This is a genomic window from Streptomyces sp. NPDC001549 (assembly GCF_042894025.1).
GTDB classification, from domain to species: domain Bacteria; phylum Actinomycetota; class Actinomycetes; order Streptomycetales; family Streptomycetaceae; genus Streptomyces; species Streptomyces kutzneri.
Genome location: NZ_JBIAVJ010000016.1, coordinates 84,371 through 108,165 on the forward strand (window position 1 = coordinate 84,371; position 23,795 = coordinate 108,165).

The 23,795-nt window shown below is 67.2% G+C and carries 35 protein-coding genes; all 35 read right to left on the reverse strand.

From position 1 onward, the window contains the following. Nucleotides 1-102: 102 nt before the first annotated feature. Nucleotides 103-1,413 carry a glycosyltransferase family 87 protein gene (locus tag ACFY04_RS24890; protein ID WP_389119717.1) on the reverse strand — a complete coding sequence of 437 codons (1,311 nt, stop codon included), beginning with the start codon at nucleotides 1,411-1,413 and terminating at the stop codon, nucleotides 103-105. 69 nt (nucleotides 1,414-1,482) lie between these two features. Continuing rightward, nucleotides 1,483-3,111, reverse strand: a complete 1,629-nt coding sequence (locus tag ACFY04_RS24895; protein WP_389119719.1) for an ABC-F family ATP-binding cassette domain-containing protein — start codon at nucleotides 3,109-3,111, stop codon at nucleotides 1,483-1,485. 57 nt (nucleotides 3,112-3,168) lie between these two features. Next, complete coding sequence (gene truA / locus ACFY04_RS24900) at nucleotides 3,169-4,020, reverse strand: tRNA pseudouridine(38-40) synthase TruA (RefSeq protein ID WP_389119722.1); 852 nt, start codon at nucleotides 4,018-4,020, stop codon at nucleotides 3,169-3,171. Between the two features lie 110 nt (nucleotides 4,021-4,130). Continuing rightward, nucleotides 4,131-4,592, reverse strand: coding sequence for a 50S ribosomal protein L17 (rplQ, locus tag ACFY04_RS24905; RefSeq protein WP_030154710.1), 462 nt, complete (start codon nucleotides 4,590-4,592; stop codon nucleotides 4,131-4,133). Between the two features lie 140 nt (nucleotides 4,593-4,732). Continuing rightward, a complete protein-coding gene (locus tag ACFY04_RS24910) occupies nucleotides 4,733-5,755 on the reverse strand; it encodes a DNA-directed RNA polymerase subunit alpha (RefSeq protein WP_008739666.1) in 1,023 nt (340 codons plus the stop codon). Between the two features lie 151 nt (nucleotides 5,756-5,906). Further along, complete coding sequence (gene rpsK, locus ACFY04_RS24915; RefSeq protein ID WP_003956432.1) at nucleotides 5,907-6,311, reverse strand: 30S ribosomal protein S11; 405 nt, start codon at nucleotides 6,309-6,311, stop codon at nucleotides 5,907-5,909. Nucleotides 6,312-6,365: 54 nt separating this feature from the next. After that, nucleotides 6,366-6,746 (reverse strand): 30S ribosomal protein S13, encoded by a 381-nt coding sequence (gene rpsM / locus ACFY04_RS24920; protein WP_007265919.1) that lies wholly within the window; start codon nucleotides 6,744-6,746, stop codon nucleotides 6,366-6,368. A gap of 200 nt (nucleotides 6,747-6,946) precedes the next feature. After that, nucleotides 6,947-7,060 (reverse strand): 50S ribosomal protein L36, encoded by a 114-nt coding sequence (rpmJ, locus tag ACFY04_RS24925; protein WP_003956441.1) that lies wholly within the window; start codon nucleotides 7,058-7,060, stop codon nucleotides 6,947-6,949. Between the two features lie 73 nt (nucleotides 7,061-7,133). Further along, a complete protein-coding gene (gene infA, locus ACFY04_RS24930; protein ID WP_003956442.1) occupies nucleotides 7,134-7,355 on the reverse strand; it encodes a translation initiation factor IF-1 in 222 nt (73 codons plus the stop codon). 138 nt (nucleotides 7,356-7,493) lie between these two features. Continuing rightward, a complete protein-coding gene (gene map, locus ACFY04_RS24935) occupies nucleotides 7,494-8,345 on the reverse strand; it encodes a type I methionyl aminopeptidase (protein ID WP_301367802.1) in 852 nt (283 codons plus the stop codon). 103 nt (nucleotides 8,346-8,448) lie between these two features. Then, entirely contained in the window at nucleotides 8,449-9,096 is a 648-nt protein-coding gene (locus ACFY04_RS24940; protein ID WP_389119723.1) for an adenylate kinase, read from the reverse strand. Further along, complete coding sequence (gene secY, locus ACFY04_RS24945) at nucleotides 9,096-10,409, reverse strand: preprotein translocase subunit SecY (protein ID WP_389119726.1); 1,314 nt, start codon at nucleotides 10,407-10,409, stop codon at nucleotides 9,096-9,098. The genes ACFY04_RS24940 and secY overlap by 1 nt, the downstream gene beginning before the upstream one ends. Nucleotides 10,410-10,596: 187 nt before the next feature. Beyond that, nucleotides 10,597-11,052: a 50S ribosomal protein L15 gene (gene rplO, locus ACFY04_RS24950; protein WP_030008473.1), complete on the reverse strand. Its 456-nt coding sequence runs from the start codon at nucleotides 11,050-11,052 to the stop codon at nucleotides 10,597-10,599. 1 nt (nucleotide 11,053) lies between these two features. Continuing rightward, nucleotides 11,054-11,236 (reverse strand): 50S ribosomal protein L30, encoded by a 183-nt coding sequence (gene rpmD / locus ACFY04_RS24955; protein ID WP_005313525.1) that lies wholly within the window; start codon nucleotides 11,234-11,236, stop codon nucleotides 11,054-11,056. Further along, on the reverse strand, nucleotides 11,236-11,838 hold the full coding sequence (gene rpsE, locus ACFY04_RS24960; protein ID WP_073912880.1) for a 30S ribosomal protein S5: 603 nt from the start codon (nucleotides 11,836-11,838) through the stop codon (nucleotides 11,236-11,238). Before rpsE ends, rpmD begins: the two co-directional genes overlap by 1 nt. Before the next feature lie 45 nt (nucleotides 11,839-11,883). Further along, on the reverse strand, nucleotides 11,884-12,267 hold the full coding sequence (gene rplR, locus ACFY04_RS24965) for a 50S ribosomal protein L18 (protein WP_389119729.1): 384 nt from the start codon (nucleotides 12,265-12,267) through the stop codon (nucleotides 11,884-11,886). Nucleotides 12,268-12,269: 2 nt separating this feature from the next. Next, nucleotides 12,270-12,809: a 50S ribosomal protein L6 gene (gene rplF / locus ACFY04_RS24970; protein ID WP_030388858.1), complete on the reverse strand. Its 540-nt coding sequence runs from the start codon at nucleotides 12,807-12,809 to the stop codon at nucleotides 12,270-12,272. A gap of 20 nt (nucleotides 12,810-12,829) precedes the next feature. Further along, nucleotides 12,830-13,228 carry a 30S ribosomal protein S8 gene (gene rpsH, locus ACFY04_RS24975; RefSeq protein ID WP_007265911.1) on the reverse strand — a complete coding sequence of 133 codons (399 nt, stop codon included), beginning with the start codon at nucleotides 13,226-13,228 and terminating at the stop codon, nucleotides 12,830-12,832. A gap of 222 nt (nucleotides 13,229-13,450) precedes the next feature. After that, complete coding sequence (locus tag ACFY04_RS24980; RefSeq protein WP_003956452.1) at nucleotides 13,451-13,636, reverse strand: type Z 30S ribosomal protein S14; 186 nt, start codon at nucleotides 13,634-13,636, stop codon at nucleotides 13,451-13,453. A gap of 5 nt (nucleotides 13,637-13,641) precedes the next feature. After that, a complete protein-coding gene (gene rplE, locus ACFY04_RS24985) occupies nucleotides 13,642-14,193 on the reverse strand; it encodes a 50S ribosomal protein L5 (protein ID WP_301367833.1) in 552 nt (183 codons plus the stop codon). Next, the gene (gene rplX / locus ACFY04_RS24990; RefSeq protein ID WP_030008468.1) at nucleotides 14,193-14,504 is read right to left on the reverse strand and encodes a 50S ribosomal protein L24; all 312 of its coding nucleotides are present in this window, start codon (nucleotides 14,502-14,504) and stop codon (nucleotides 14,193-14,195) included. Before rplX ends, rplE begins: the two co-directional genes overlap by 1 nt. Before the next feature lie 2 nt (nucleotides 14,505-14,506). Next, on the reverse strand, nucleotides 14,507-14,875 hold the full coding sequence (rplN, locus tag ACFY04_RS24995; protein WP_008739701.1) for a 50S ribosomal protein L14: 369 nt from the start codon (nucleotides 14,873-14,875) through the stop codon (nucleotides 14,507-14,509). A 137-nt stretch (nucleotides 14,876-15,012) separates the two neighbouring features. Then, entirely contained in the window at nucleotides 15,013-15,294 is a 282-nt protein-coding gene (gene rpsQ, locus ACFY04_RS25000; protein WP_030008467.1) for a 30S ribosomal protein S17, read from the reverse strand. Beyond that, a complete protein-coding gene (gene rpmC / locus ACFY04_RS25005; RefSeq protein WP_008739703.1) occupies nucleotides 15,294-15,518 on the reverse strand; it encodes a 50S ribosomal protein L29 in 225 nt (74 codons plus the stop codon). The genes rpsQ and rpmC overlap by 1 nt, the downstream gene beginning before the upstream one ends. Further along, nucleotides 15,518-15,937, reverse strand: a complete 420-nt coding sequence (gene rplP / locus ACFY04_RS25010; RefSeq protein WP_008739704.1) for a 50S ribosomal protein L16 — start codon at nucleotides 15,935-15,937, stop codon at nucleotides 15,518-15,520. The genes rpmC and rplP overlap by 1 nt, the downstream gene beginning before the upstream one ends. 5 nt (nucleotides 15,938-15,942) lie before the next feature. Further along, nucleotides 15,943-16,785 carry a 30S ribosomal protein S3 gene (rpsC, locus tag ACFY04_RS25015; protein ID WP_008739710.1) on the reverse strand — a complete coding sequence of 281 codons (843 nt, stop codon included), beginning with the start codon at nucleotides 16,783-16,785 and terminating at the stop codon, nucleotides 15,943-15,945. Next, entirely contained in the window at nucleotides 16,785-17,132 is a 348-nt protein-coding gene (rplV, locus tag ACFY04_RS25020; RefSeq protein WP_007265904.1) for a 50S ribosomal protein L22, read from the reverse strand. The genes rpsC and rplV overlap by 1 nt, the downstream gene beginning before the upstream one ends. A 43-nt stretch (nucleotides 17,133-17,175) precedes the next feature. Next, nucleotides 17,176-17,457, reverse strand: a complete 282-nt coding sequence (gene rpsS, locus ACFY04_RS25025) for a 30S ribosomal protein S19 (RefSeq protein WP_008739713.1) — start codon at nucleotides 17,455-17,457, stop codon at nucleotides 17,176-17,178. A 12-nt stretch (nucleotides 17,458-17,469) separates the two neighbouring features. Beyond that, nucleotides 17,470-18,306 carry a 50S ribosomal protein L2 gene (gene rplB, locus ACFY04_RS25030; protein ID WP_008739715.1) on the reverse strand — a complete coding sequence of 279 codons (837 nt, stop codon included), beginning with the start codon at nucleotides 18,304-18,306 and terminating at the stop codon, nucleotides 17,470-17,472. Between the two features lie 39 nt (nucleotides 18,307-18,345). Further along, the gene (gene rplW / locus ACFY04_RS25035; protein ID WP_030154694.1) at nucleotides 18,346-18,669 is read right to left on the reverse strand and encodes a 50S ribosomal protein L23; all 324 of its coding nucleotides are present in this window, start codon (nucleotides 18,667-18,669) and stop codon (nucleotides 18,346-18,348) included. Further along, nucleotides 18,669-19,319: a 50S ribosomal protein L4 gene (gene rplD, locus ACFY04_RS25040; RefSeq protein ID WP_030725940.1), complete on the reverse strand. Its 651-nt coding sequence runs from the start codon at nucleotides 19,317-19,319 to the stop codon at nucleotides 18,669-18,671. The genes rplW and rplD overlap by 1 nt, the downstream gene beginning before the upstream one ends. Nucleotides 19,320-19,323: 4 nt before the next feature. After that, nucleotides 19,324-19,968 (reverse strand): 50S ribosomal protein L3, encoded by a 645-nt coding sequence (gene rplC / locus ACFY04_RS25045; RefSeq protein ID WP_007265899.1) that lies wholly within the window; start codon nucleotides 19,966-19,968, stop codon nucleotides 19,324-19,326. Between the two features lie 14 nt (nucleotides 19,969-19,982). Beyond that, entirely contained in the window at nucleotides 19,983-20,291 is a 309-nt protein-coding gene (gene rpsJ, locus ACFY04_RS25050) for a 30S ribosomal protein S10 (protein WP_003948644.1), read from the reverse strand. Nucleotides 20,292-20,762: 471 nt separating this feature from the next. Continuing rightward, nucleotides 20,763-21,872, reverse strand: a complete 1,110-nt coding sequence (locus ACFY04_RS25055) for a hypothetical protein (protein WP_389119732.1) — start codon at nucleotides 21,870-21,872, stop codon at nucleotides 20,763-20,765. Between the two features lie 100 nt (nucleotides 21,873-21,972). Further along, entirely contained in the window at nucleotides 21,973-23,793 is a 1,821-nt protein-coding gene (locus ACFY04_RS25060; protein ID WP_389119733.1) for an ArnT family glycosyltransferase, read from the reverse strand. Between the last annotated feature and the right edge of the window lie 2 nt (nucleotides 23,794-23,795).

Sequence of the window (23,795 nt, forward strand, 5' to 3'; positions counted from 1 at the left end):
TGGTCATCGGTCCGGTGGACCGGCGCAAGGCCCTTTCACGTGAGAATGAGAAAGCCAATACGCATAACAAACCAGCAGGATACCCAAGCAGACCCGTACGGGTCAAAACGCGGTCCGCGATGCCGATTCTGCTGACGTCGCGGCGCACTCCGGTTCGGTCCTGGGTGGGGACCCCGCAGTTGTTACGGGCTCCAGAGTAACCCGCCCGGAGCGCAGTGCACGACGCGCCATCACGATCGTGAGCCCGCACAGGGTGGCGCAGTCCTTGAAGGCGCGCCGCTTGGCCTCCAGCTCGGACGGCCACGGAATGCCCGCCGCCTGAGGCCCCAGTGCCGCCCAGAACCAGGGCGAACGCGCCGCCGCGCCCGGCCGCACCACCGAGGCCATCAGCAGCGGCAGGACCACCAGCAGGTAGTGGTCGAAGGACGGCCGCGACACCAGAAATGCGGCGAGCATCACCATGCAGGCCGTCTCCACCAGGCGCAGCTCGCCCCCGTCGGTGTCCTCCCGCCGCCATCGCACCCAGGCCGCCCACAGGCCCGCCCCGGCCCCCGCGAAGGCCACCAGCACCGCCAGCGGCACGGGCACCCCCAGCCGCGGCAGCACGGCTATCGGCGAGGCGTCCCACGGCAGCGCGTACGAGTCCTGTCCCTGGAGCAGGAAGGGCAGGGTCTTCGTGAAGAACAGCGACGGGCTCGGCATCACCAGCGCACCGGCCAGCGAGAACCCCAGCGGCACCAGCACGGCCGCGGCCAGTCCCCGCCACCGCCGGGCGACCAGGAACAGCAGCCCGAGGGGCACGAGCATCGGCTTGCACGCGATCGCGAGCCCCACCACCAGCCCGGCCGACCCCCACGAGCGCCGCTGCGCGAGCAGCAGCGCCACCGGCAGGGCGGCCGCCGAGATGGCGGTCCAGTTGCCGATCAGCACGAGGTTGATGTACGGCTTGTAGGCGAGGGCGAACACCGCGAAGCCGCCGACCGCGAAGCGCGAGCGCAGCGGCACCGCGAATATCCGCAGCGCGGCCAGCCAGCCGATGCCCAGCAGCCCCGACATCCCGACCGGCAGCAGCCACCGCAGCACGTCACGCGGCAGCAGCGCCTCGGGAACCGCCATGATCACGGCGCTGGGCAGGTAGAGGAAGCGCTTGTCCTCGTACGGGGACCCGCCCGCCAGCAGCGTCTCCGCTGCCTTGACGACGAACGCGTTGTCGGAGCCCCAGTTCGCCCGCAGGCTCGTGGAGACGGCGATCCCGAGGAGCACCGCGAGGGAGACCACCTGCCAGGACCGGGCGGCCGGCTGCAGCAGCCAGCCGATCAGCCTGTTCCCGGCTCCCCCGCCCCCCGTTCCCCCGTCCCCGGAGCCCCCGTCCCCGGAACCCCGGTTCCTGACGCCCTGGTTCTCCCACTTCATCAGCCAGATGCTAGGCCGCAGCCCCACGACGCCTGCCCCTCACTCGACCGAGGGGGCCACGGTCTCCCCCTAGCGCTTGCGTTCGACTCTACGTTCGTCCCAGACGGGTTCCTGAGTCTCCCGCACAACACCGTCCGAACCGAAGACCAGGTAACGGTCAAATGTGCGCGCGAACCACCGGTCGTGCGTGACGCACAGCACAGTGCCGTCGTACGCCTCCAGTCCGTCCTGCAGGGCCTCGGCCGACTCCAGGTCCAGGTTGTCCGTCGGCTCGTCCAGCAGCAGCGCCGTGGTGCCCGCCAGCTCCAGCAGCAGGATCTGGAAACGCGCCTGCTGCCCGCCCGAGAGCTTCTCGAACGGCTGGTCGCCCTGGCGCTCCAGCTCGTACCGGCGCAGGGCGCCCATCGCCTGCCCCAGGGGCTTCGCCGCCTCCGTCCACAGGATGTCGACGAGGGTCCGGCCGAAGAGCTCCGGGTGGGCGTGGGTCTGCGCGAAGTGGCCGGGAACCACCCGCGCGCCCAGCTTCCACGTACCCGTGTGCTTGACGTCCTCGCCCGCCATCAGGCGCAGGAAGTGCGACTTGCCCGAGCCGTTCGAGCCGAGGACCGCGACCCGCTCCCCGTAGAAGACCTCCAGGGAGAACGGCTTCATCAGGCCGGTCAGCTCCAGGTTCTCCACGGTCAGGGCGCGCACGCCCGTACGCCCGCCCTTGAGCCGCATCCGGATGTCCTGCTCCCGCGGCGGCTCCGGCGGCGGGCCGGCCTCCTCGAACTTCTGGAAGCGGGTCTGCATCGCCCGGTACCGGGAGGCCATGTCGGGGCTGCTCGCGGCCTGGTTGCGCAGCCGCAGCACCAGCGCCTTCAGCCGCGCGTGCTCCTCGTCCCAGCGCCGCTTGAGCTCCTCGAAGCGCGCGAAGCGCTCCTTACGGGCGTCGTGGTACGTGGCGAAGCCGGCGCCGTGCACCCAGACGTCGGAGCCCGTCGGGCTCGCCTCCAGGCTGATGATCTTCTCGGCGGCCTGCGTCAGCAGCTCCCGGTCGTGGGAGACGAAGAGCACGGTCTTGCGGGTGGCCTTCAGCTGCTCCTCCAGCCAGCGCTTGCCGGGGACGTCCAGATAGTTGTCCGGCTCGTCGAGCAGCAGCACCTCGTCGGGCCCGCGCAGCAGCGCCTCCAGCACGAGGCGCTTCTGCTCACCGCCCGACAGCGTGCGCACCTCGCGGAACTGCGCGGAGTCGTACGGAATCGCCAGCGCGGCCATGGTGCAGACGTCCCACAGCGTCTCCGCCTCGTACCCCTGGACGTCCGCCCAGTCGCTCAGCGCCTGCGCGTAGGCCATCTGGGCGGCCTCGTCGTCCACCGTCAGGATCAGCTGCTCGGCGCGGTCCACCGCCTTGGCGGCCTCCCGGATGCGCGGCTGGGCCACCGAGACCAGCAGGTCCCGTACGGTCGTCTCGTCCCGCACCGAGCCCACGAACTGCGACATCACGCCGAGGCCGCCGGAGACGGTGATCCCGCCGCCGTGCGGCTGGAGCTCGCCGGAGATCATCTTCAGCAGGGTGGTCTTGCCGGCCCCGTTCGCCCCGACGAGCGCGACGACCGACCCCTCCCCCACGCGGAAGGAGACGTCAGGGAGCAGTACCCGCCCGTCGGGAAGGTAGTACTCCAGGTGGCTGGCTTCGAGATGTCCCATGCCGGGCATTGTCCAGGTCCGGCGCCGATCCGCCCAAACGGATTAGCCGGACGCGCGCGGGGGCCTTCAGCAGCAGCCGGCGCCCGGCAGGGTCCGCATGTTGCGCGCTTCCTTGCTCCGGGCGGCCAGCAGCTCGTCCGCCGGGTAGCCGACCTCCTCCAGGGTCAGGCCGTGCGGCTTGACCACGTGCACCGAGGAGTCCCGTACGGCGGCCGCCAGCACCTTGCCGGGCCAGTCGGTGGGCCGGTGCCCGTCGCCGACGTGCAGCAGGGCTCCCACCAGCGAGCGGACCATGTTGTGGCAGAAGGCGTCGGCGCGGACGGTCGCGGTGATGATCCCGTCCTCGGCGCGCTCCCAGCTGAGCTGCTGGAGGGTGCGGATGGTCGTGGCGCCCTCGCGCTTCTTGCAGTACGCGGCGAAGTCGTGCTCGCCGAGCAGCGGGGCGGCGGCCTCGTTCATGGCGTCCACGTCGAGCGGCCACTGGTGCCAGAGCACGTGCCCGCGGCGCAGCGGGTCGACGCCGCCCTGGTGGTCGCCGACGCGGTAGGCGTAGCGGCGCCAGATGGCCGAGAAACGCGCGTTGAAGCCCTCGGGGGCCTCGGCGGCCTTCCACACCCGTACGTCGTGCGGCAGCCGGCCCGCGAGGCGGCGCAGCAGCTTGTCGTGGTGCTCGGCCCACACCTCCGCGGCGAGGTCGAACTGGGCGACCTGCCCGCGGGCGTGCACGCCCGCGTCGGTCCGCCCGGCCACGGTCAGCTCGACCGGCTCGGACAGCCGCATCACGGTCTGCAGGGCCGACTCCAGCTCGCCCTGGACGGTCCGCAGCACGCGCTGCTTCGCCCAGCCGGAGAAGTCCTTGCCGTCGTAGCTCAGGTCCAGCCGCACCCGGACATGCCCGGGCTCCACCTCGTCACTCACGTGACCGATCCTCTCAGAAAGCCGATACCGCCAGACAAAAGCAGAACGGGCCCGCCCCGGAAGGGGGCGGGCCCGTTCAGAGCCGTTCAAGCAAGCGTGATCCCGGGGGATCAGGCCTCCTTGGTCTCCTCGGCGGGGGTCTCGACAGCCTCCGCCTCCTTGACCGCGCGCTTGGTGGCGGCCTCGGCCTCACCGGTGGCCTGCTGGGCGACCGTAAGGGCCTCGACCAGCTCGATCACGGCCATCGGGGCGTTGTCGCCACGACGGTTGCCGATCTTGGTGATGCGCGTGTAACCACCGGGGCGGTTCTCGTAGCGCGGGGCGATCTCGGTGAACAGCGTGTGCACGATGCTCTTGTCCGTGATCGTCTGCAGCACCAGGCGACGGTTGTGGATGTCGCCCTTCTTGGCCTTGGTGACCAGACGCTCGGCGTAGGGACGCAGGCGGCGGGCCTTGGCCTCGGTGGTGGTGATGCGGCCGTGCTCGAAGAGCGCCTTCGCGAGGTTCGCGAGGAGGTGCTTCTCGTGCGCGGCGGAACCGCCCAGACGGGCACCCTTTGCGGGACGCGGCATGGTGTTACTCCTTCATATCTGCACCGGCCGTGTCAGGTACCGGTGTCAGTTCCCCCGAGGCGGATGCCGCGGGAAAGTTTTCGGTTCAAGCCCGGCCGACGACCCAGGCCAAAGGCCTCAGCCGCCGGCGGCGGGATGAATCAGTACTGCTCGGTCTCGACGAAACCGGCGTCCGCGTCGTCGTCGGCGCCGAAGGCGTCGGCGGCGGCGGTCGGGTCGAATCCGGGCGGGCTGTCCTTGAGGGCCAGGCCCATGCCGGCCAGCTTCGCCTTGACCTCGTCGATCGACTTCGCACCGAAGTTGCGGATGTCGAGCAGGTCGGCCTCGGAGCGGGCGACGAGCTCACCCACGGAGTGGATGCCCTCGCGCTTGAGGCAGTTGTACGAGCGGACCGTGAGCTCGAGCTCCTCGATCGGCAGCGCCAGGTCGGCGGCCAGGGCCGCGTCCGTCGGCGAGGGGCCCATGTCGATGCCCTCGGCGTCGATGTTGAGCTCGCGCGCCAGACCGAACAGCTCGACCAGGGTCTTACCGGCGGACGCCATGGCGTCGCGCGGGCGCATGGCCTGCTTGGTCTCGACGTCGACGATCAGCTTGTCGAAGTCGGTGCGCTGCTCGACTCGGGTCGCCTCGACCTTGTAGGTGACCTTGAGGACCGGGCTGTAGATGGAGTCGATCGGGATACGGCCGATCTCCTGGCCCAGCTGCTTGTTCTGGACGGCGGAGACGTAGCCGCGACCGCGCTCGACGGTCAGCTCCATCTCCAGCTTGCCCTTGCCGTTGAGCGTGGCGAGGACCAGGTCCGGGTTGTGCACCTCGACACCGGCCGGGGGCGCGATGTCAGCAGCGGTGACCAGGCCGGGACCCTGCTTGCGCAGGTACATCACGACCGGCTCGTCGTGCTCCGAGGAGACGACCAGCTGCTTGATGTTGAGGATGATGTCGGTGACGTCTTCCTTGACGCCCGGCACGGTGGTGAACTCGTGCAGGACGCCGTCCACGCGGATGCTGGTGACAGCGGCACCCGGGATGGAGGACAGGAGGGTACGGCGCAGGGAGTTGCCGAGGGTGTAGCCGAAGCCCGGCTCCAGCGGCTCGATCACGAACCGCGAGCGGTACTCGTCGACGACCTCTTCGGTCAGCGAAGGACGCTGAGCGATAAGCATGTCTGTGTTCCTTCATTCGTGGACGCCCACTATTTGACGCCCGACGGGATGCCGTACCGGGGGTACGGCTACTGCAAGGGTACGGGCGGTACGTCCCCCGAAGGGGTCGTACCGCCCGGACACTCAAGAACGCACAGGTGCGTCCGCTGCGTCAGACGCGGCGGCGCTTCGGCGGGCGGCAGCCGTTGTGCGGGGTGGGGGTGACGTCCTGGATCGAGCCGACCTCGAGGCCGGTGGCCTGGAGGGAGCGGATCGCGGTCTCGCGGCCGGAGCCCGGACCCTTGACGAAGACGTCAACCTTGCGCATGCCGTGCTCCTGCGCGCGGCGGGCGGCCGACTCGGCGGCCATCTGCGCGGCGAAGGGGGTGGACTTGCGCGAGCCCTTGAAGCCGACGTGGCCGGCGGAGGCCCAGGAGATCACGTTGCCCGAGGGGTCGGTGATCGAAACGATGGTGTTGTTGAACGTGCTCTTGATGTGGGCGTGCCCGTGAGCGACGTTCTTCTTTTCCTTGCGGCGCACCTTCTTGGCAGCGCCCTGACGACCCTTGGGGGGCATCTAAATCTCCTACGGGAGGTGGTCGGTCCTACAGCGCAAGACCGCTGAACAGGACTACTTCTTGCCCGGCTTCTTCTTACCGGCGATCGCGCGACGCGGGCCCTTGCGGGTACGCGCGTTGGTGCTGGTGCGCTGACCGTGCACCGGGAGGCCGCGACGGTGGCGGATACCCTGGTAGCACTGGATCTCGATCTTGCGGCGGATGTCGCCCTGGATCTCGCGGCGGAGGTCACCCTCGGTACGGAGGTTGGCGTCCACGTACTCGCGGATCTTGACGAGGTCCTCTTCGGCCAGGTCACGAACGCGGGTGTTCGGGTTCACGCCGGTGGAGGCGAGGATCTCCTTGGACCGGGTGCGCCCGATACCGAAGACGTAGGTGAGTGCGATCTCCACGCGCTTTTCGCGCGGGATGTCAACACCGGAAACGCGTGCCATTCAATGGCTCCTGTGTGTTCGGGGGTCTTCAGCAGAACCGACCCCGACCGCCGACCACTCCGAAGTGGAGTGATGGTACGCCCGGGTCCCCGGCCCCCGCCGGAGGTGCCGCCGGCCCGTGCAGGGCTGGGCGGGTTCTGCGTATGTACGTTTTCTTACGTCGCGCGAAGAACTGCGGAAGGCAGGTCGGTCGGCGTGCGTCAGCCCTGGCGCTGCTTGTGGCGCAGGTTGTCGCAGATGACCATGACCCGGCCGTGACGGCGGATCACCTTGCACTTGTCGCAGATCTTCTTGACGCTCGGCTTGACCTTCATGTTGGTGAGGTTCTCCGGGTCAGTGCCACCACCCGCACCGGGACGGATGCCCAGGCAGGAGTGAGAGCAAGATCTACTTGTATCGGTAGACGATCCGGCCACGCGTCAGGTCGTACGGAGACAGCTCCACAACGACCCGGTCATCGGGGAGGATGCGGATGTAGTGCATGCGCATCTTGCCGCTGATGTGCGCGAGGACCTTGTGACCGTTCTGGAGTTCCACCTTGAACATCGCGTTCGGGAGGGACTCGATCACGGTGCCCTCGATTTCGATGGCACCTTGCTTCTTGGCCACGCTTCGCCTTTCGAATCGGCTACCTTGATCAGCTCCGTGCGCCATGCAGGCATGGAAGTGCACGAGAGCCGACGAGTCAGTCTACGTCAGGGCACCCAGAAAGACGAATCCGGAAAGTTTGCCCCAGAGTCTAGATCATTAACCGAGAGGGTCCGGAGCCGTGGTGACTCCGTACTCCGCCAGCTTCGCCTTACCACAGTCCGGGCTGGTCAGGACGATGGGGCCGGCCTCCGTCAGCGCGATGGAGTGCTCCCAGTGCGAGGACCAGGTGCCGTCCGTCGTGATGACCGTCCAGTCGTCCGAAAGGACCTCCGTCTGGGCGGTGCCCAGGGAGACCATGGGCTCGATCGCCAGGCAGAGGCCCGGAACCAGCTTGATCCCCTTGCCCCGCTTGCGCGAGACGTAGTTCAGCAGGTGGGGGTCCATGTGCATCTCGGACCCGATGCCGTGGCCGCCGTAGTCCTCGATGATCCCGAACTTGCCGAGGCTGTGCTCACCGGTGGAGGGGCGGGGCTGGCGCTTGATGTAGGTCTCGATCGCCTTGGAGATGTCCACGAGGCGGTTGCCGAGCTTCATGGCGGCGATGCCGGCCCACATGGACTCCTCGGTCACCCGGGACAGTTCCAGGAGCTCAGGGGCGTGCCCGGTGCCCACGAAGGCGGTGTACGCGGCGTCGCCGTGCCAACCGTCCACGATCGCGCCCGCGTCGATCGAGATGATGTCGCCGTCCTTGAGGACGGTCTTGTCGTCCGGGATGCCGTGGACGACGACCTCGTTCACCGAGGTGCAGATGGTCGCGGGGAAGCCGCCGTAGCCGAGGAAGTTCGACTTGGCCCCGGCGTCCTCGATGACCTTGCGGGCCACCATGTCCAGATCCCGCGTCGTGGCGCCCGGTACGGCCGCCTCACGGGTCGCAGCGTGGATCGCCGCGACGACCAGCCCTGCCTCGCGCATCTTCGCGATCTGCTCGGGGGTCTTGATCTGGACCATGGGAAATGCCTTCCACCTTCGGATCTGCGTTGTTCAGGTCTTCTCAACAGTACGGCCGCGATGTCCTGGGGACACCGCGGCCGTACCTGCGCACAAAGGGTTACTACTTCTTGAGGGCGTCCATCGCGCGCTTCGTGACGTCCGCGACCTCACCGAGGGCCGGGATCGTCACCAGCAGGCCCTGGGCCTTGTAGTAGTCGATGATCGGCTCGGTCTGCGTGTGGTAGACCTCCAGCCGGTTACGGACCGTGGCCTCGGAGTCGTCGCCGCGCTGGTACAGCTCGCCGCCGCAGGTGTCACAGACACCCTCGGTCTTCGCCGCGGCGTACGTCACGTGGAAGACGTGCGAGGAGTCGTTGCGGCAGATCCGCCGGCCGGCGATCCGCTTGACGACCTCGTCCTCCTCGACCTCCAGGTCGAGGACGGCGTCGAGCTTCATGCCCTCGGCCTGGAGCATCACGTCGAGCGCCTCGGCCTGCGAGACGTTGCGCGGGAATCCGTCGAGCAGGAAGCCGTTCACGGCGTCCGGCTGCTCCATACGGTCCTTCGCCATGCCGATGGTCACCTCGTCGGGAACCAGGTCGCCGGCGTCCATGTACGCCTTCGCCTGCTTGCCCAGCTCGGTGCCCTGGCTGATGTTGGCCCGGAACAGGTCGCCCGTGGAGATGTGCGGAATCGACAGGTTCTTGGCAAGGAACGCGGCCTGCGTTCCCTTGCCCGCACCGGGCGGTCCAACGAGGACGATTCGCATCAGCGGAGGAACCCTTCGTAATTACGCTGCTGGAGCTGGCTCTCGATCTGCTTCACGGTTTCCAGACCCACACCCACGATGATCAGGATGCTCGTCCCGCCGAACGGGAAGTTCTGGTTCGCTCCGAAGCCGGCCAACGCCATCGTCGGCACAAGAGCGATGAGACCCAGGTACAGCGACCCCGGCCAGGTGATCCGGTTGAGTACGTAGCTGAGGTACTCGGCGGTGGGCCGACCGGCGCGGATGCCCGGGATGAACCCACCATACTTCTTCATGTTGTCTGCAACTTCCTCGGGGTTGAACGAGATCGCCACGTAGAAGAACGCGAAGAAAACGATCAGGAGGAAGTAGGTCGCGATGTAGTACGGGTGGTCGCCCTTGACGAAGTGCTTCTGGATCCAGGTGGCCCAGCCTGCCTGGGACCCGCTGAACTGCACGACCAGCGCCGGGATGTACAGCAGCGACGAGGCGAAGATGACGGGGATGATGCCCGCCTGGTTCACCTTGAGCGGGATGTAGGTCGAGGTACCGCCGTACGCACGGCGGCCGATCATGCGCTTCGCGTACTGGACCGGGATCCGGCGCTGCGCCTGCTCGACGAAGACCACCAGGCACACCATCGCGAGGCCGACCAGGATGACGACGCCGAACTCGACCCAGCCGTCCGCGATCTTGCCCTGGAGCTTGATCTGCCAGAGGGCGCCGATGAAGCCGGCGGCGATCGAGATGAACATGAGGATCGACATACCGTTGCCGATGCCGCGGTCGGTGATGAGCTCACCGAGCCACATGACGACGCAGGTACCGGCGGTCATGGTGATGACCATGACGACCGTGGTGAAGATCGAGCGGTCGGGAACGATCTCGCTGGCGGCCTGGCAGCCCTGGAACAGGGCACCGGTGCGGGCCGTGGCGACGAGGCCCGTGCCCTGCAGGATCGCGAGCGCGACCGTCAGATAGCGCGTGTACTGAGTGATCTTCGCCGTGCCGGACTGTCCCTCTTTTTTGAGGGTCTCCAGCTTCGGGATGACCACGGTCAGCAGCTGCAGAATGATGCTCGCCGTGATGTAGGGCATGATGCCGAGCGCGAAGATCGTGATCTGCAGCAGCGCACCGCCGCTGAACATGTTGACCAGGCCGAACAGCCCATTGCTGCTGCCTGCCTGCTCCACACAGATCTGAACGTTCTTGTAGCTCACGCCGGGTACCGGGACGTGGGACCCCAGCCGGAACAGCACGATGATGCCGAGCGTGAAGAGCAGCTTCTTGCGCAGGTCGGGCGTCTTGAACGCCCGGGCGAACGCGGTGAGCACGGTGCCTCCTGCGACCCCCGCGCTACTGCGTCAGAGGTGACGGTCTGAGGGATCGACGAATACGACAAAGCAAAGGTGCACGCCACCTTACCGGCGAGTGTGCCTTCCGTGGAACGACCGACCGGGGATGCCCCATATGTGAGGCATCCCCGGTCGGGTTTCGAGCTATTCAGCCACTGAAATCGTCTTAGACGAGCTCGGTGACGGTGCCGCCGGCAGCGGCAATCTTCTCCTTGGCGGAGGCGGAGACGGCGTCAACCGAAACCTGCAGCGCCACGGAGATCTCGCCCTGGCCCAGGACCTTGACGAGGCTGTTCTTGCGAACCGCGCCCTTGGCGACCAGGTCGGCCACCGTGACTTCTCCACCCTCGGGGTAGAGAGCGCCGAGCTTGTCCAGGTTGACAACCTGGAACTCGGTGCGGAACGGGTTCTTGAAGCCCTTGAGCTTCGGCAGGCGCATGTGGAGGGGCATCTGCCCGCCCTCGAAGCGCTGCGGGATCTGGTAGCGGGCCTTCTGGCCCTTCGTACCACGACCGGCCGTCTTACCCTTCGACGCCTCACCACGACCGACACGGGTCTTCGCGGTCTTGGCGCCGGGGGCGGGACGGAGGTTGTGGGCCTTCAGCGGGCTGTTCTCAGCCATGTTAGTCAACCTCCTCAACCGTCACGAGGTGGCGGACGGTGTGCACCATTCCGCGGAACTCGGGGCGGTCCTCCTTGACGACCACGTCGTTCAGGCGCTTGAGCCCGAGCGAACGCAGAGTGTCGCGGTGGTTCTGCTTGCTGCCGATGTACGACTTCGTCTGCGTGATCTTGAGGCGAGCCATTACGCACCCGCCCCGGCACGTGCACGAAGCAGAGCCGCGGGGGCGACGTCCTCGAGGGGCAGACCACGGCGAGCCGCGATCTCCTCGGGACGCTGCAGGCCCTTGAGCGCTGCCACGGTCGCGTGCACGATGTTGATCGCGTTCGACGAGCCGAGCGACTTCGACAGGATGTCGTGAACGCCGGCGCACTCCAGAACGGCGCGCACCGGGCCACCGGCGATAACACCGGTACCGGGGGAAGCCGGCTTCAGGAGCACGACGCCCGCGGCACGCTCGCCCGTGATCGGGTGAGGGATGGTGCCCTGGATGCGCGGAACCTTGAAGAAGCTCTTCTTGGCTTCCTCGACACCCTTGGCGATGGCCGCGGGAACTTCCTTGGCCTTGCCGTATCCGACACCTACAGTGCCGTCACCGTCGCCCACCACGACCAGCGCGGTGAAGCTGAAGCGGCGACCACCCTTGACAACCTTGGCGACGCGGTTGATCGCGACAACGCGCTCAACGTAAGCGGTCTTCTCGGCGGCAGGGCCACCGTCGCGACCCTTCCGGTCCCGCCGCTCGCCGCCACCGGCACCGCTTCCGCGGCGCTGGGGTCCAGCCATTGGATTACCTCTCTCTGTTACGTCCGTGAGTCCCGGAACCGGGGCTTAGAACTTCAGCCCGGCTTCGCGGGCGGCGTCAGCCAGAGCGGCAATGCGCCCGGCGTATCGGTTGCCACCGCGGTCGAACACGACGGTCTCGACACCCGCAGCCTTGGCGCGCTCGGCGACGAGCGCGCCGACAGCCTGGGCGTGGGCACTCTTGTCGCCGTCCACACCGCGGATCGAAGCGTCCAGGGTCGACGCCGACGCCAGGGTGTGACCCTGGAGGTCGTCGATGACCTGAGCAACGATGTTGCGGTTGGAACGCGTCACGACGAGGCGCGGACGCTCCGCCGTACCCGAGACGTTCTTGCGGATGCGGATGTGGCGGCGTGCCTTGGCAGCGCGCTTGTACGCGTCGCCCTTGGCGATCTTCACACCGTATGCCATGGCTACTTACCAGCCTTTCCGACCTTGCGGCGGATGACTTCGCCGGCGTACTTGACACCCTTGGCCTTGTACGGGTCGGGCTTCCGCAGCTTGCGGATGTTGGCGGCGACCTCGCCGACCTTCTGCTTGTCGATGCCCTCGACCGAGAACTTGGTCGGCGACTCGACCTTGAAGGAGATGCCCTCGGGCGCCTCCACCAGGATCGGGTGGCTGTAACCCAGCTGGAACTCCAGGTTGGAGCCCTTCGCCAGGACACGGTAACCGACACCGCTGATCTCGAGAGCCTTGACGTATCCCGTGGTCACACCGGTGATCATGTTCGCCACCAGCGTGCGGGACAGGCCGTGCAGGGCCTTGTTCTGACGCTCGTCGTTCGGACGGGTGACGTTCAGAACGCCGTCCTCGCCCTTAACAACGGCGATGGGAGCCTTGACGGTGTGGGAAAGGGAACCCTTGGGGCCCTTCACCGCGACCGTGCTGCCATCGATGGTGACGTCCACACCGGCGGGAACCTGGATGGGGAGCTTGCCGATTCGCGACATTGCTTTTCCTCCGTTCCCGACTACCAGACGTAGGCGAGGACTTCCCCACCTACGCCCTTCTTGCCTGCCTGCTGGCCGGTGAGCAGACCGTGCGACGTGGAGATGATCGCCACGCCCAGGCCGCCGAGCACCTTCGGCAGGTTGGTGGACTTCGCGTACACGCGCAGACCGGGCTTCGAGATCCGCTTGATGCCCGCGATGGAGCGCTCACGGTTCGGCCCGAACTTCAGCTCGAGGACGAGGTTCTTGCCGACCTCGGCGTCCTCGACCTTCCAGCCGGTGATGAAACCCTCCTGCTTGAGGATCTCTGCGATGTGCGACTTGATCTTGCTGTGCGGCATCACGACGGTGTCGTGGTACGCCGAGTTAGCGTTACGCAGACGGGTCAGCATGTCTGCGATCGGGTCAGTCATGGTCATGAAGTGGCCTTCGGCCTCTCTCGCCGGGGTTTCCTGTATGCGCCATCCCTCTCCCCACTCAGTGGCGGGACGGGTGCGGTGCGGGGACCTACGGCGTAGTAAGTCGATAGGGCGGTGGACGCCCAACCCCACAAGCCTACGGCATGCGGTGCTGGGCACCCACCGACCAGATGCTTACCGAGAGTCTCTGGTACTTCCCAAGTCCTTACGGACGGAAGGGAATTACCAGGAGCTCTTGGTCACGCCCGGCAGCTCGCCACGGTGAGCCATCTCACGAAGGCACACGCGGCACAGGCCGAACTTGCGGTACACGGAGTGGGGGCGACCGCAGCGCTGGCAGCGGGTGTACGCACGCACACCGAACTTGGGCTTACGGGCAGCCTTCGCGATGAGAGCCTTCTTCGCCATCTCGCTTACGCCTCCTTGAAGGGGAAGCCGAGGTGACGAAGGAGGGCACGGCCCTCGTCGTCGTTGGTCGCCGTGGTGACCACGGTGATGTCCATACCCCGGGTACGGTCGATCTTGTCCTGGTCGATCTCGTGGAACATGACCTGCTCCGTGAGACCGAAGGTGTAGTTGCCACGGCCGTCGAACTGCTTCGGCGACAGACCACGGAAGTCACGGATACGCGGCAGCGCGAGCGACAGCGTACGGTCCAGGAACTCCCACATGCGGTCACCACGGAGGGTGACGTGGCAGCCGATCGGCTGACCCTCGCGAAGCTTGAACTGCGCGATGGACTTGCGGGCCTTCGTGACGGCCGGCTTCTGACCGGTGATCGTCGTCAGGTCCTTGATGGCGCCGTCGATCAGCTTGGAGTCGCGGGCGGCGTCGCCCACACCCATGTTGACCACGATCTTCACGAGGCCGGGGATCTGCATGACGTTCTCGTAGGAGAACTCCTCACGCAGCTTGCCCGTGATGTCCTCGCGGTACTTCGTCTTGAGACGCGGAGTGGTAGCCATCAGATGTCCTCACCCGTCCGCTTGGCAACGCGGATCTTGTTGCCCTCGTCGTCGAAGCGGTAGCCGACGCGGGTGACGACCTTCTTGCCGTCCTTCTCCACAACCAGCTGAACGTTGCTGACGTGGACCGGGGCCTCGGTGATCACAATGCCACCGGCCTGGTTCTGCGCAGCCTTGGTGTGCTTCTTGACCCGGTTGACACCCTCGACGAGGACGCGGTTGTCGGCGGGGAAGGCGACGATGACCTTGCCCTGCTTGCCCTTGTCCTTACCGGTGATGACCTGAACCAGGTCGCCCTTCTTGATCTTCATGCTTACAGCACCTCCGGCGCGAGCGAGATGATCTTCATGAACTTCTTCTCGCGCAGCTCACGGCCCACCGGGCCGAAGATACGGGTGCCGCGAGGGTCGCCGTCGTTCTTCAGAATGACGGCGGCGTTCTCGTCGAAGCGGATGTACGAGCCGTCCTGGCGGCGACGCTCCTTGACGGTGCGAACGATGACCGCCTTGACGACGTCACCCTTCTTCACGTTGCCACCGGGGATCGCGTCCTTGACGGTGGCGACGATGACGTCACCGATGCCCGCGTAGCGGCGACCGGAACCACCGAGAACACGGATGCAAAGGATCTCCTTTGCACCAGTGTTGTCGGCGATACGCAGTCGCGACTCCTGCTGGATCACGTGTATCTCCTGTTTGTCTGCCGGTTCCCGGCGGGGGCTTCACTCCGGAGAGCGTCGCCCCCACCGAGCCTGGCGGAACGAACCTGAGGGAAACCCCTCAGACTGTGTCTGTTTGGAATTCGCTTGCGCGAATTTCCTTACTTGGCCTTCTCGAGGATCTCGACGATGCGCCAGCGCTTGCTCGCCGACAGCGGACGCGTCTCCATGATGAGGACGCGGTCGCCGACGCCGGCAGCGTTCTGCTCGTCGTGCGCCTTGAGCTTGTTCGTACGGCGGATGACCTTGCCGTACAGGGCGTGCTTGACGCGGTCCTCGACAGCGACGACGACGGTCTTGTCCATCTTGTCGCTGACGACCAGACCCTCACGGGTCTTGCGGAAACCGCGCTCGGTCTTCTCAGTCACGTTGTTCTCGCTCATCAGGCGCTCTCCACCGTCTCGATACCGAGCTCACGCTCGTGCATCAGGGTGTAGATGCGAGCGATGTCCTTACGGACGGACTTGAGCCGGCCGTTGTTCTCCAGCTGACCCGTGGCCGCCTGGAAGCGGAGCTTGAACAGCTCCTCCTTGGCCTCGCGCAGCTTGCCAACGAGCTCCTCGTTGCCGAGCTCACGCAGCTCGGACGCCTTGGTTCCCGTCGCCATCACGACTCACCTGCCTCGCGCCGAACAATCCGGCACTTCATCGGAAGCTTGTGAGCAGCGCGGGTGAGCGCCTCACGAGCAATCTTCTCGTTCGGGTAGGACAGCTCGAACATGACCCGACCCGGGTGCACGTTGGCGATCCACCACTCGGGAGAACCCTTACCGGAACCCATGCGGGTTTCGGCCGGCTTCTTCGTCAGCGGGCGGTCCGGGTAGATGTTGATCCAGACCTTGCCGCCACGCTTGATGTGGCGGGTCATCGCAATACGAGCCGCCTCGATCTGGCGGTTCGTCACGTAAGCCGGGGTCAGCGCCTGGATGCCGTACTCGCCGAACGTGACCTCAGTACCGCCCTTGGCCATACCGCTGCGCTTCGGGTGGTGCTGCTTGCGGTGCTTGACCCTACGAGGGATCAGCATGTCGGTCAGGCCTCCGTTCCGGTGCTCTCGGCCGGAGCGGCAGCGGGAGCGTCGGCCTTGGGGGCCTCGGCACCAGCAGCCTGCTGCGGCTTGCGGCCACCACGGCCGCCGCGCTCGCCACCACGGCCACCACGGCCGGCGGGACGGTCGCCAGCGCCCTGCGCGCCACGGGCCGGGCGGTTACCCGCACGGGCCGCAGCGTTCTCGGCGCGAACCTCGGCGATGTTCTTGACGTCGCCCTTGTAGATCCAGACCTTCACACCGATACGGCCGAAGGTGGTCTTGGCCTCGAAGAAGCCGTAGTCCACGTTCGCGCGGAGGGTGTGCAGCGGCACACGGCCTTCGCGGTAGAACTCGGAGCGGGACATCTCGGCGCCGCCGAGACGACCGCCACACTGGATCTTGATGCCCTTGGCGCCGGCCTTCATCGTGCCCTGCATGCTCTTACGCATGGCGCGACGGAAGGAGACGCGGGAGGAGAGCTGCTCGGCAACGGCCTGGGCAACCAGCTGAGCGTCAAGCTCGGGGTTCTTGACCTCGAGGATGTTCAGCTGGACCTGCTTGCCCGTGAGCTTCTCGAGGTCACCGCGGATGCGGTCGGCCTCGGCGCCACGGCGGCCGATGACGATGCCCGGACGAGCGGTGTGGATGTCCACACGCACGCGGTCACGGGTGCGCTCGATCTCAACCTTCGAGATGCCGGCGCGCTCCATGCCGGACGTCATCATCCGACGGATGGCGACGTCTTCCTTGACGTAGTCCTTGTACAGCTTGTCGGCGTACCAACGCGACTTGAAGTCGGTGGTGATGCCGAGCCGGAACCCGTGCGGGTTTACCTTCTGGCCCATTACCGGGAACCTTCCTTGCTGCTGACGACCACGGTGATGTGGCTGGTCCGCTTGCGGATCCGGTAGGCACGGCCCTGCGCACGCGGACGGAACCGCTTCAGGGTCGGGCCCTCGTCCACGTACGCCTCGCTGATGACCAGCGTGGAGGCGTCCGGGTGGTTGTAGTTGTGTGCGGCGTTGGCGATGGCGCTGTCAAGCACCTTGCCAACCGGCACGCTCGCGGCCTGCGGGGCGAAACGCAGGACCGCCTGAGCCTCCGTGGCATCCATGCCACGGATAAGGTCCACCACTCGGCGGGCCTTCATGGGCGTGACGCGGATGTACCGCGCCTGGGCCCTGGCTTCCATGGTTGTCCCTTCGGTGTAAGTCATAGTCATAACCACCCCGCCTTTAGCGGCGCTTCGACTTCCGGTCGTCCTTGACGTGGCCGCGGAAGGTGCGAGTCGGCGAGAACTCGCCGAGCTTGTGGCCGACCATCGACTCGGTGACGAACACCGGGACGTGGGTCTTGCCGTTGTGCACCGCGATGGTGTGACCCAGCATGCTGGGGATGATCATCGAGCGACGGGACCAGGTCTTGATGACGTTCTTGGTGCCGGCTTCGTTCTGGACGTCCACCTTCTTTACGAGGTGGTCGTCGACGAAGGGCCCCTTCTTGAGACTGCGCGGCATCTAAACCCGCTCCTAGCGCTTCTTGTTCGTCTTGCGGCGGCGGACGATGTACTTGCTCGAAGCCTTCTTCGGCGAGCGAGTACGACCCTCCTTCTGACCCCACGGGGAGACCGGGTGGCGACCACCGCTGGTCTTGCCCTCACCACCACCGTGCGGGTGGTCAACCGGGTTCATCGCGACACCGCGGACGGACGGGCGAACGCCCTTCCAGCGCATGCGGCCGGCCTTGCCCCAGTTGATGTTCGACTGCTCGGCGTTGCCGACCTCGCCGACCGTGGCGCGGCAGCGCGCGTCGACGAGACGGATCTCACCGGACGGCATACGAAGGTGGGCCATCGTGCCCTCCTTCGCCAGCAGCTGCACGGAGGCACCAGCGGAGCGCGCGAACTTGGCGCCGCCACCGGGACGGAGCTCGATCGCGTGGATCGTGGTACCGACCGGGATGTTGCGGAGGGCCAGGTTGTTACCGGGCTTGATGTCGGCCGTGGGGCCGTTCTCAATCCGGTCGCCCTGCTTCAGAGCCTTCGGCGCGATGATGTAGCGCTTCTCGCCGTCCGCGTAGTGCAGGAGCGCGATGCGCGCGGTGCGGTTGGGGTCGTACTCGATGTGCGCGACCTTGGCCGGCACGCCGTCCTTGTCGTGACGACGGAAGTCGATCACGCGGTAGGCGCGCTTGTGTCCACCACCCTGGTGGCGAACGGTGATCCGACCGGTGTTGTTACGGCCGCCCTTGCTGTGCAGGGGGCGAACCAGCGACTTCTCCGGCGTGGACCGCGTGATCTCGACAAAGTCGGCGACGCTGGAGCCACGACGGCCCGGGGTCGTCGGCTTGTACTTGCGGATACCCATTTCTCAGTCCTCGTCCGATTCCGGACGACTAGACCTCCGTTAGGAGGCCTGGCCGCCGAAGATGTCGATTCGGTCGCCCTCAGCGAGGGTCACGATGGCGCGCTTGGTGTCAGCGCGCTTGCCGAAACCGGTCTTGGTGCGCTTGCGCTTACCCTGACGGTTGATCGTGTTGACCCCGGTGACCTTGACCCCGAAGACCGCTTCCACGGCCTGCTTGATCTGGGTCTTGTTGGAGCCGGGCGCGACGATGAACGTGTACTTGTTCTCGTCCAGCAGCGCGTAGCTCTTCTCCGAGACAACCGGCTTGATCAGCAGGTCGCGCGGGTCAGTGAAGGTCTTGCTGGTAACGGTCGCCTCAGACATCAGGCGTCGCTCCCTTCGGTCTCATCGGCCTTGGGGCCAGACACGAAGGACTCGAAAGCGGCCTGAGTGAAGACCACGTCGTCAGAGACGATCACGTCGTACGTGTTCAGCTGGCCCGGCTCCAGGATGTGAACCTGGGGCAGGTTGCGGGCGGACAGCCACGCGGCCTCGTCGGCGCGGTCGACGACCAGGAGCAGGTTCTTGCGCTCCGAGATCTTGCCGAACAGCGTCTTGGCGGCCTTCGTGGAGGCGGCACCCTCGACCACGCCGGTGATGACGTGGATGCGGGAGTGACGCGCACGGTCCGAGAGGGCACCGCGGAGGGCGGCGGCCTTCATCTTCTTCGGGGTCCGCTGGGAGTAGTCACGCGGCTGCGGGCCGTGGACAACGCCACCGCCGACGAACTGCGGCGCACGGGTCGAACCCTGGCGCGCGCGGCCGGTGCCCTTCTGGCGGTACGGCTTGCGGCCACCACCACGGACTTCGCCACGACGCTTGGTCTTGTGCGTGCCCTGACGGGCAGCAGCCAGCTGAGCGACAACGACCTGGTGGATCAGCGGAACGCTGGTCTTCGCGTCGAAGATCTCCGCGGGGAGCTCGACGGTACCGGCCTTGTCGCCTGCCGGCGAAAGGATGTCAATGGTGCTCATTACCTCAAGCCCCCTTGGCCGCGGTACGGACCAGGACGAGGCCGCCGTTCGGACCGGGGACCGCACCCTTGATAAGGAGCAGACCCTTCTCCGCGTCAACCGCGTGGATGGTCAGGTTCTGGGTGGTGACACGCTCGTTACCCATGCGACCGGCCATGCGCATGCCCTTGAAGACACGCCCAGGGGTGGCGCAGCCACCGATCGAACCGGGGGAGCGGTGCTTGCGCTGCACACCGTGACCGGCGCCGAGGCCCCGGAAGTTGTGCCGCTTCATGACACCGGCGAAGCCCTTGCCCTTGCTGTTGCCCGTGACGTCAACCTTGACGCCGGACTCGAACACCTCAGCAGTGATCTCCTGGCCGAGCGTGTACTCGCTGGCGTCGGAGGTGCGGAGCTCCACCAGGTGGCGGCGGGGGGTCACGTCGGCCTTGGCGAAGTGGCCCTTGAGGGGCTTGTTCACCTTGCGCGGGTCGATCTCGCCGAAGGCGATCTGGACCGACTCGTAGCCGTCGATGTCGTTCGTACGGACCTGGGTAACGACGCAGGGTCCGGCCTTGACCACGGTCACCGGGACGACACGGTTGTTCTCGTCCCAGACCTGGGTCATGCCGAGCTTCTCGCCCAGGACGCCCTTGATCTGCTTTGCCATCTTCTCGACGCCTCTCAGAGCTTGATCTCGATGTCAACGCCGGCCGGAAGGTCCAGGCGCATCAGCGAGTCAACGGTCTTGGGAGTCGGGTCGAGGATGTCGATCAGGCGCTTGTGCGTGCGCATCTCGAAGTGCTCGCGCGAGTCCTTGTACTTGTGCGGCGACTTGATGACGCAGTACACGTTCTTCTCAGTGGGCAGCGGCACCGGGCCCGCGACCGACGCACCAGTGCGCGTCACCGTCTCGACGATCTTCTTCGCCGAGGAATCGATGACCTCGTGGTCGTAGGCCTTGAGCCGGATGCGGATCTTCTGTCCCGCCATGGCTACTCCGTAGTCCTGTCTGTATGTGGAAACGCTCTGGCTCCCGGTCGGCTGCGGGACGGATCCCGCGGCCTCTCCTCCGACCCACGCGGTCGGGCGTGTCGCACTCCCTCTACAGAAAATTCCCATACGGAAATTCCCTCGTCCAAGGGGGTACGGTCCCAGTGACCGCGATTCGGGGGAGAAACACCCACCGAGTGCCTGGTGGGCACCGTGCTGACACTTCCCAGAAGATTCCCGTACGTCCGCCCTCATTGCTGCCCCGAGAGGCAGATTAAGGACGACGAGTACTGTGGGACTCGCTTCCGGTCCTCCCGGCGGGAGGCGCGCAGCATCGGCACTCAGCCGAGCAACTTGAGTAGTCTGCCATACGAGGCACGTACCTGGCTAATCGGGCCGAAGAGAATACCCCGCCACGCTGAGTGGTCAAACTGCACCACGCACATTGGCGCGGCAGGGCTTCTCCCCCGGTCAGGAGCGGGTGAAGGTCCCGCACCCTTCGCCCTCGATGTCCTTGCTGCGGTCGTACGGGTCCGTGGCGGGCCCGGTGGGTGTCTGACCGGTCGGCGCGTCCTGCGGGAAGTGCGGGTGCAGGTAGCCGTCGGCCATCTCGCATCGCACGTTCGACCATTCCGCGTGGTGCTCGCTCAGCTGGAGCCGGTCCCCGGTGGCCGTCCAGCGCGCCGGGTCGAGCAGGGACAGGGTGATCTGCCGGCGCACGATCGTGCGCTGCACGCTCGTCCCGCCCTTCGTCATCGGGTGGACGAAGGTGTAGTCCGTCACCACGCGCACCTCCCCGGGTTCCCCCTCCTCCACGCGCATGCTGCCGCGCACCTTGACGACGTCGCCGACGGGCTTGGCCTCGGCCGGATCGAAGCGGGTGAAGAGTGTCAACGGGCTGTCCTGCGCCGTGGGCTTCGCCAGGTACTGCTCCAGCCGCTGCGGGCCGTCCGGCTGCCGGGGATCCAGGAGCGCCAGGGCTGCGGCGGGCCGTTCGCCGCGCAGGGTCGCCGGATCCAGGTTGGCCGCGACGAGGAACTGCTTGACCTGCTGCAGCGCCTCCGCGACCTTCTCCTTCGGCATCCAGCCCACGGCGGTGGCCTCGGGGACCTCGATCCCGGCGGCGCCGTCGGCCCACTGGAGGGCCGGAGAGCCGCGGAAAGGTTCCTTCAGCGTCGGCAGGTCGGGGGCCACCGGGGGCGGCGGCTCGGTCGGCCGGGCCGTCTCCGCGGCCAGCGGGGCCTTCGCGGCCTCCCGGTCGGCGGTCTTGCCGGTGACCCGGTCGATCACCAGCTCGGGCCGTAGCGCGACCAGCGCGAGCCCGGCGATGAAGACGACGGCCAGGGTGGCCTTGATCCGCCGCCCGGCCCGGCCCCGCCCGCCCCGCATCCCCTGCGCCGCCGGGCCGGTGCGCCAGCCCGGCGGATCCTGCTGGTCACGCAGCCGCTCGGTCACCATCCTGGCCCGCGCCGAGGGCTCCCGCGGCGCCTCCCCGGCGCCCGAGGAGGCGCGTTCCAGGAACGCCGCCAGCTCCTCGTCGGATATCCCCGCTCCGCGCGCGTCCTCGTCTTTCCCGCCCATGACCCACCCCGTGTCTCCGTACGTATCCGTATGTGTCCCTACGGCCGAGAGGCCCCGCACCGTGCAGTGCGGGGCCTCTCGGCCGTAACGGACGGAGCGACTAGTCGCGTCGCCAGATCACGAAATCGTACTCCGGGACGTGCCGGTCGACGTGCCAGCCGGCCGGCACCCTGCGCCAGCTGTCGGCGGGCGGGGCCGCGTCGTCGAAGAGGGCGAGCACGGCCACGTCGGCCTCGGCGGGCGGCTCCTCGTTCACGATCAGGGCGCGGGTCCAGACCCGACCGTCGAGCACCTCGTAGCCCAGGGTCACCCGGGTCTCCCAGCGGAAGGCCCGGTCCATCACCAGCTGGTCGCCGGGCCGCAGGCCCGCCGTCTTGAGGAAGCCGGTGCCGTCGGCGTAGCGCCAGTCGTGGTTCGGCCGGGTGACGTGGTGGGTGATCGCCACGGTCGCCCAGCCGGCGAAGACCGCCAGCGCCACCGCGAAGGCACCGGTGGCGAGGGCGATCCGGCGACTGCCTCCGAGCAGGCGCAGCGCCAGCAGGACGACGAACACGATCAGGGCGACCACGGTGGTGCGCCCCGCGTGGAAGTGCTTCCAGTCGTCCGCCCACAGGCTGGAGAGGAAGGTCGCGTCGGGCAGGCCCCACAGGATGAAGTAGGACTTGGCCCACTGGTGCTGGGCCATGTGGAGCAGCACCGCCGTGAACGCCCCGGTCACGGCCACGGTGGCGGCGCCGAGGACCACGATCTTCTTCCGGCTGCGGACGCGGTACAGCACCGCCACCGCGACCACCACGTACACCGCGACCAGCGGGGACAGGTAGCGGGCGTAGGTGATGGTGTCGATCCGGTGGTCGTTGGGCAGACCGGCGGCCGCCGCCAGGGCGATGCCGCCCAGCAGCGCGACCATCACGAAGGCCACCACCCGGTCGGCCCGGCTGAAGCGCGAGCTGAACACGACGAGGACGCAGACGACCAGGGTCAGCGCGCCCAGCCCCCAGGTGCTGGTCAGGAAGTACCAGATGTGCCCGACCGTGCGCATGATGGTGCGCCGCAGCAGGCGGGTGTTCTCCAGGGTCTGGAAGACGGCGTTGCCGACCTCGCTCGGCTTCGCTCCGTCGATCCTGGACATCAGCCAGGCCGTCATCAGCTGCTTGGCGAAGAACATGACGGCGAGCACGGCCAGGCCGAGCGCGGAGGCGATCCGCGGTGCCCAGTTGAGGACCAGCGCGACCAGGAGAACCAGCCCGGTGAGCGCGATGATCACGCCACCGCGGTCATGGGTGAGCAGGCAGTAGCCGGCCGCGAAGGCGCCCATCAGGCCGAACCAGGTCCGGCGGCGCCGGCCGCCTTCCGAGAGCAGGCCGTGCAGGCCGATCAGCCACAGCAGCACGAGGCCCGGCAGCGGGGTGTCGGCCATCCCGAACTGCGAGTAGAAGACCACCGGCGGCAGCAGCACCACGGCGCAGGCGGCGACGTACGACACCGCCCGGGAGACGTCCAGCCTGCGCAGCGCCCAGTACGCGAGGGGCAGCACCAGGCAGCTGAGCAGGGCGTTGATGCCCAGCATCAGGTGGTAGGCGAAGACCGGGTCGTCGGTGATGCGCAGGGCGGGCGAGATGAGCAGCGAGTAGCCGGCCGGGATGACCTGGTCGCTGGGGATCTCGGTGGTCGTCCGGCCGGCCAGCATCCTGGCCATCACCAAGTACATGGGCTCGTCGGGGCTGACCGTCGGGTAGTCCAGCTTCCTGACCAGCGACAGCCGGAACAGCACGTTGAGCACGTAGCCGACGGCCAGCGCCAGCGGCACCACCCACCGGGCGTGCCACCACGCCGCCGGAGTACGGCTGTCCGCCGGGGAATCCCCGGTGGTCCGCTCCGTCTCCGGGTCGGCGGGTGGGTTGGGAGCCAGTCGCGTCATGA

What these genes read in the sequence shown, in the direction of transcription:
- rplE (WP_301367833.1), bottom strand. Translation starts at nt 14,193, where the DNA reads ATGGCTACCACTCCGCGTCTCAAGACGAAGTACCGCGAGGACATCACG.
- rpsJ (WP_003948644.1), bottom strand. Translation starts at nt 20,291, where the DNA reads ATGGCGGGACAGAAGATCCGCATCCGGCTCAAGGCCTACGACCACGAG.
- rplB (WP_008739715.1), bottom strand. Translation starts at nt 18,306, where the DNA reads ATGGGTATCCGCAAGTACAAGCCGACGACCCCGGGCCGTCGTGGCTCC.
- rpmC (WP_008739703.1), bottom strand. Translation starts at nt 15,518, where the DNA reads ATGGCGACGGGAACCAAGGCGTCCGAGCTGCGTGAGCTCGGCAACGAG.
- rplR (WP_389119729.1), bottom strand. Translation starts at nt 12,267, where the DNA reads ATGGCATACGGTGTGAAGATCGCCAAGGGCGACGCGTACAAGCGCGCT.
- rpsH (WP_007265911.1), bottom strand. Translation starts at nt 13,228, where the DNA reads ATGACCATGACTGACCCGATCGCAGACATGCTGACCCGTCTGCGTAAC.
- ACFY04_RS25055 (WP_389119732.1), bottom strand. Translation starts at nt 21,872, where the DNA reads ATGGGCGGGAAAGACGAGGACGCGCGCGGAGCGGGGATATCCGACGAG.
- rpmD (WP_005313525.1), bottom strand. Translation starts at nt 11,236, where the DNA reads ATGGCTCGCCTCAAGATCACGCAGACGAAGTCGTACATCGGCAGCAAG.
- rplO (WP_030008473.1), bottom strand. Translation starts at nt 11,052, where the DNA reads ATGGCTGAGAACAGCCCGCTGAAGGCCCACAACCTCCGTCCCGCCCCC.
- rplX (WP_030008468.1), bottom strand. Translation starts at nt 14,504, where the DNA reads ATGAAGATCAAGAAGGGCGACCTGGTTCAGGTCATCACCGGTAAGGAC.
- rpsK (WP_003956432.1), bottom strand. Translation starts at nt 6,311, where the DNA reads ATGCCCCCCAAGGGTCGTCAGGGCGCTGCCAAGAAGGTGCGCCGCAAG.
- rplC (WP_007265899.1), bottom strand. Translation starts at nt 19,968, where the DNA reads ATGGCAAAGCAGATCAAGGGCGTCCTGGGCGAGAAGCTCGGCATGACC.
- ACFY04_RS24890 (WP_389119717.1), bottom strand. Translation starts at nt 1,413, where the DNA reads ATGAAGTGGGAGAACCAGGGCGTCAGGAACCGGGGTTCCGGGGACGGG.
- rpsQ (WP_030008467.1), bottom strand. Translation starts at nt 15,294, where the DNA reads ATGAGCGAGAACAACGTGACTGAGAAGACCGAGCGCGGTTTCCGCAAG.
- rplV (WP_007265904.1), bottom strand. Translation starts at nt 17,132, where the DNA reads ATGGAAGCCAGGGCCCAGGCGCGGTACATCCGCGTCACGCCCATGAAG.
- rpsC (WP_008739710.1), bottom strand. Translation starts at nt 16,785, where the DNA reads ATGGGCCAGAAGGTAAACCCGCACGGGTTCCGGCTCGGCATCACCACC.
- rplD (WP_030725940.1), bottom strand. Translation starts at nt 19,319, where the DNA reads ATGAGCACCATTGACATCCTTTCGCCGGCAGGCGACAAGGCCGGTACC.
- map (WP_301367802.1), bottom strand. Translation starts at nt 8,345, where the DNA reads ATGGTCCAGATCAAGACCCCCGAGCAGATCGCGAAGATGCGCGAGGCA.
- rplW (WP_030154694.1), bottom strand. Translation starts at nt 18,669, where the DNA reads ATGTCTGAGGCGACCGTTACCAGCAAGACCTTCACTGACCCGCGCGAC.
- rpmJ (WP_003956441.1), bottom strand. Translation starts at nt 7,060, where the DNA reads ATGAAGGTCAAGCCGAGCGTCAAGAAGATCTGCGACAAGTGCAAGGTG.
- ACFY04_RS25060 (WP_389119733.1), bottom strand. Translation starts at nt 23,793, where the DNA reads ATGACGCGACTGGCTCCCAACCCACCCGCCGACCCGGAGACGGAGCGG.
- rpsS (WP_008739713.1), bottom strand. Translation starts at nt 17,457, where the DNA reads ATGCCGCGCAGTCTCAAGAAGGGGCCCTTCGTCGACGACCACCTCGTA.
- rplP (WP_008739704.1), bottom strand. Translation starts at nt 15,937, where the DNA reads ATGCTGATCCCTCGTAGGGTCAAGCACCGCAAGCAGCACCACCCGAAG.
- rplQ (WP_030154710.1), bottom strand. Translation starts at nt 4,592, where the DNA reads ATGCCGCGTCCCGCAAAGGGTGCCCGTCTGGGCGGTTCCGCCGCGCAC.
- ACFY04_RS24980 (WP_003956452.1), bottom strand. Translation starts at nt 13,636, where the DNA reads ATGGCGAAGAAGGCTCTCATCGCGAAGGCTGCCCGTAAGCCCAAGTTC.
- ACFY04_RS24895 (WP_389119719.1), bottom strand. Translation starts at nt 3,111, where the DNA reads ATGCCCGGCATGGGACATCTCGAAGCCAGCCACCTGGAGTACTACCTT.
- ACFY04_RS24940 (WP_389119723.1), bottom strand. Translation starts at nt 9,096, where the DNA reads ATGCGAATCGTCCTCGTTGGACCGCCCGGTGCGGGCAAGGGAACGCAG.
- rpsM (WP_007265919.1), bottom strand. Translation starts at nt 6,746, where the DNA reads ATGGCACGCGTTTCCGGTGTTGACATCCCGCGCGAAAAGCGCGTGGAG.
- rplF (WP_030388858.1), bottom strand. Translation starts at nt 12,809, where the DNA reads ATGTCGCGAATCGGCAAGCTCCCCATCCAGGTTCCCGCCGGTGTGGAC.
- ACFY04_RS24910 (WP_008739666.1), bottom strand. Translation starts at nt 5,755, where the DNA reads ATGCTTATCGCTCAGCGTCCTTCGCTGACCGAAGAGGTCGTCGACGAG.
- rpsE (WP_073912880.1), bottom strand. Translation starts at nt 11,838, where the DNA reads ATGGCTGGACCCCAGCGCCGCGGAAGCGGTGCCGGTGGCGGCGAGCGG.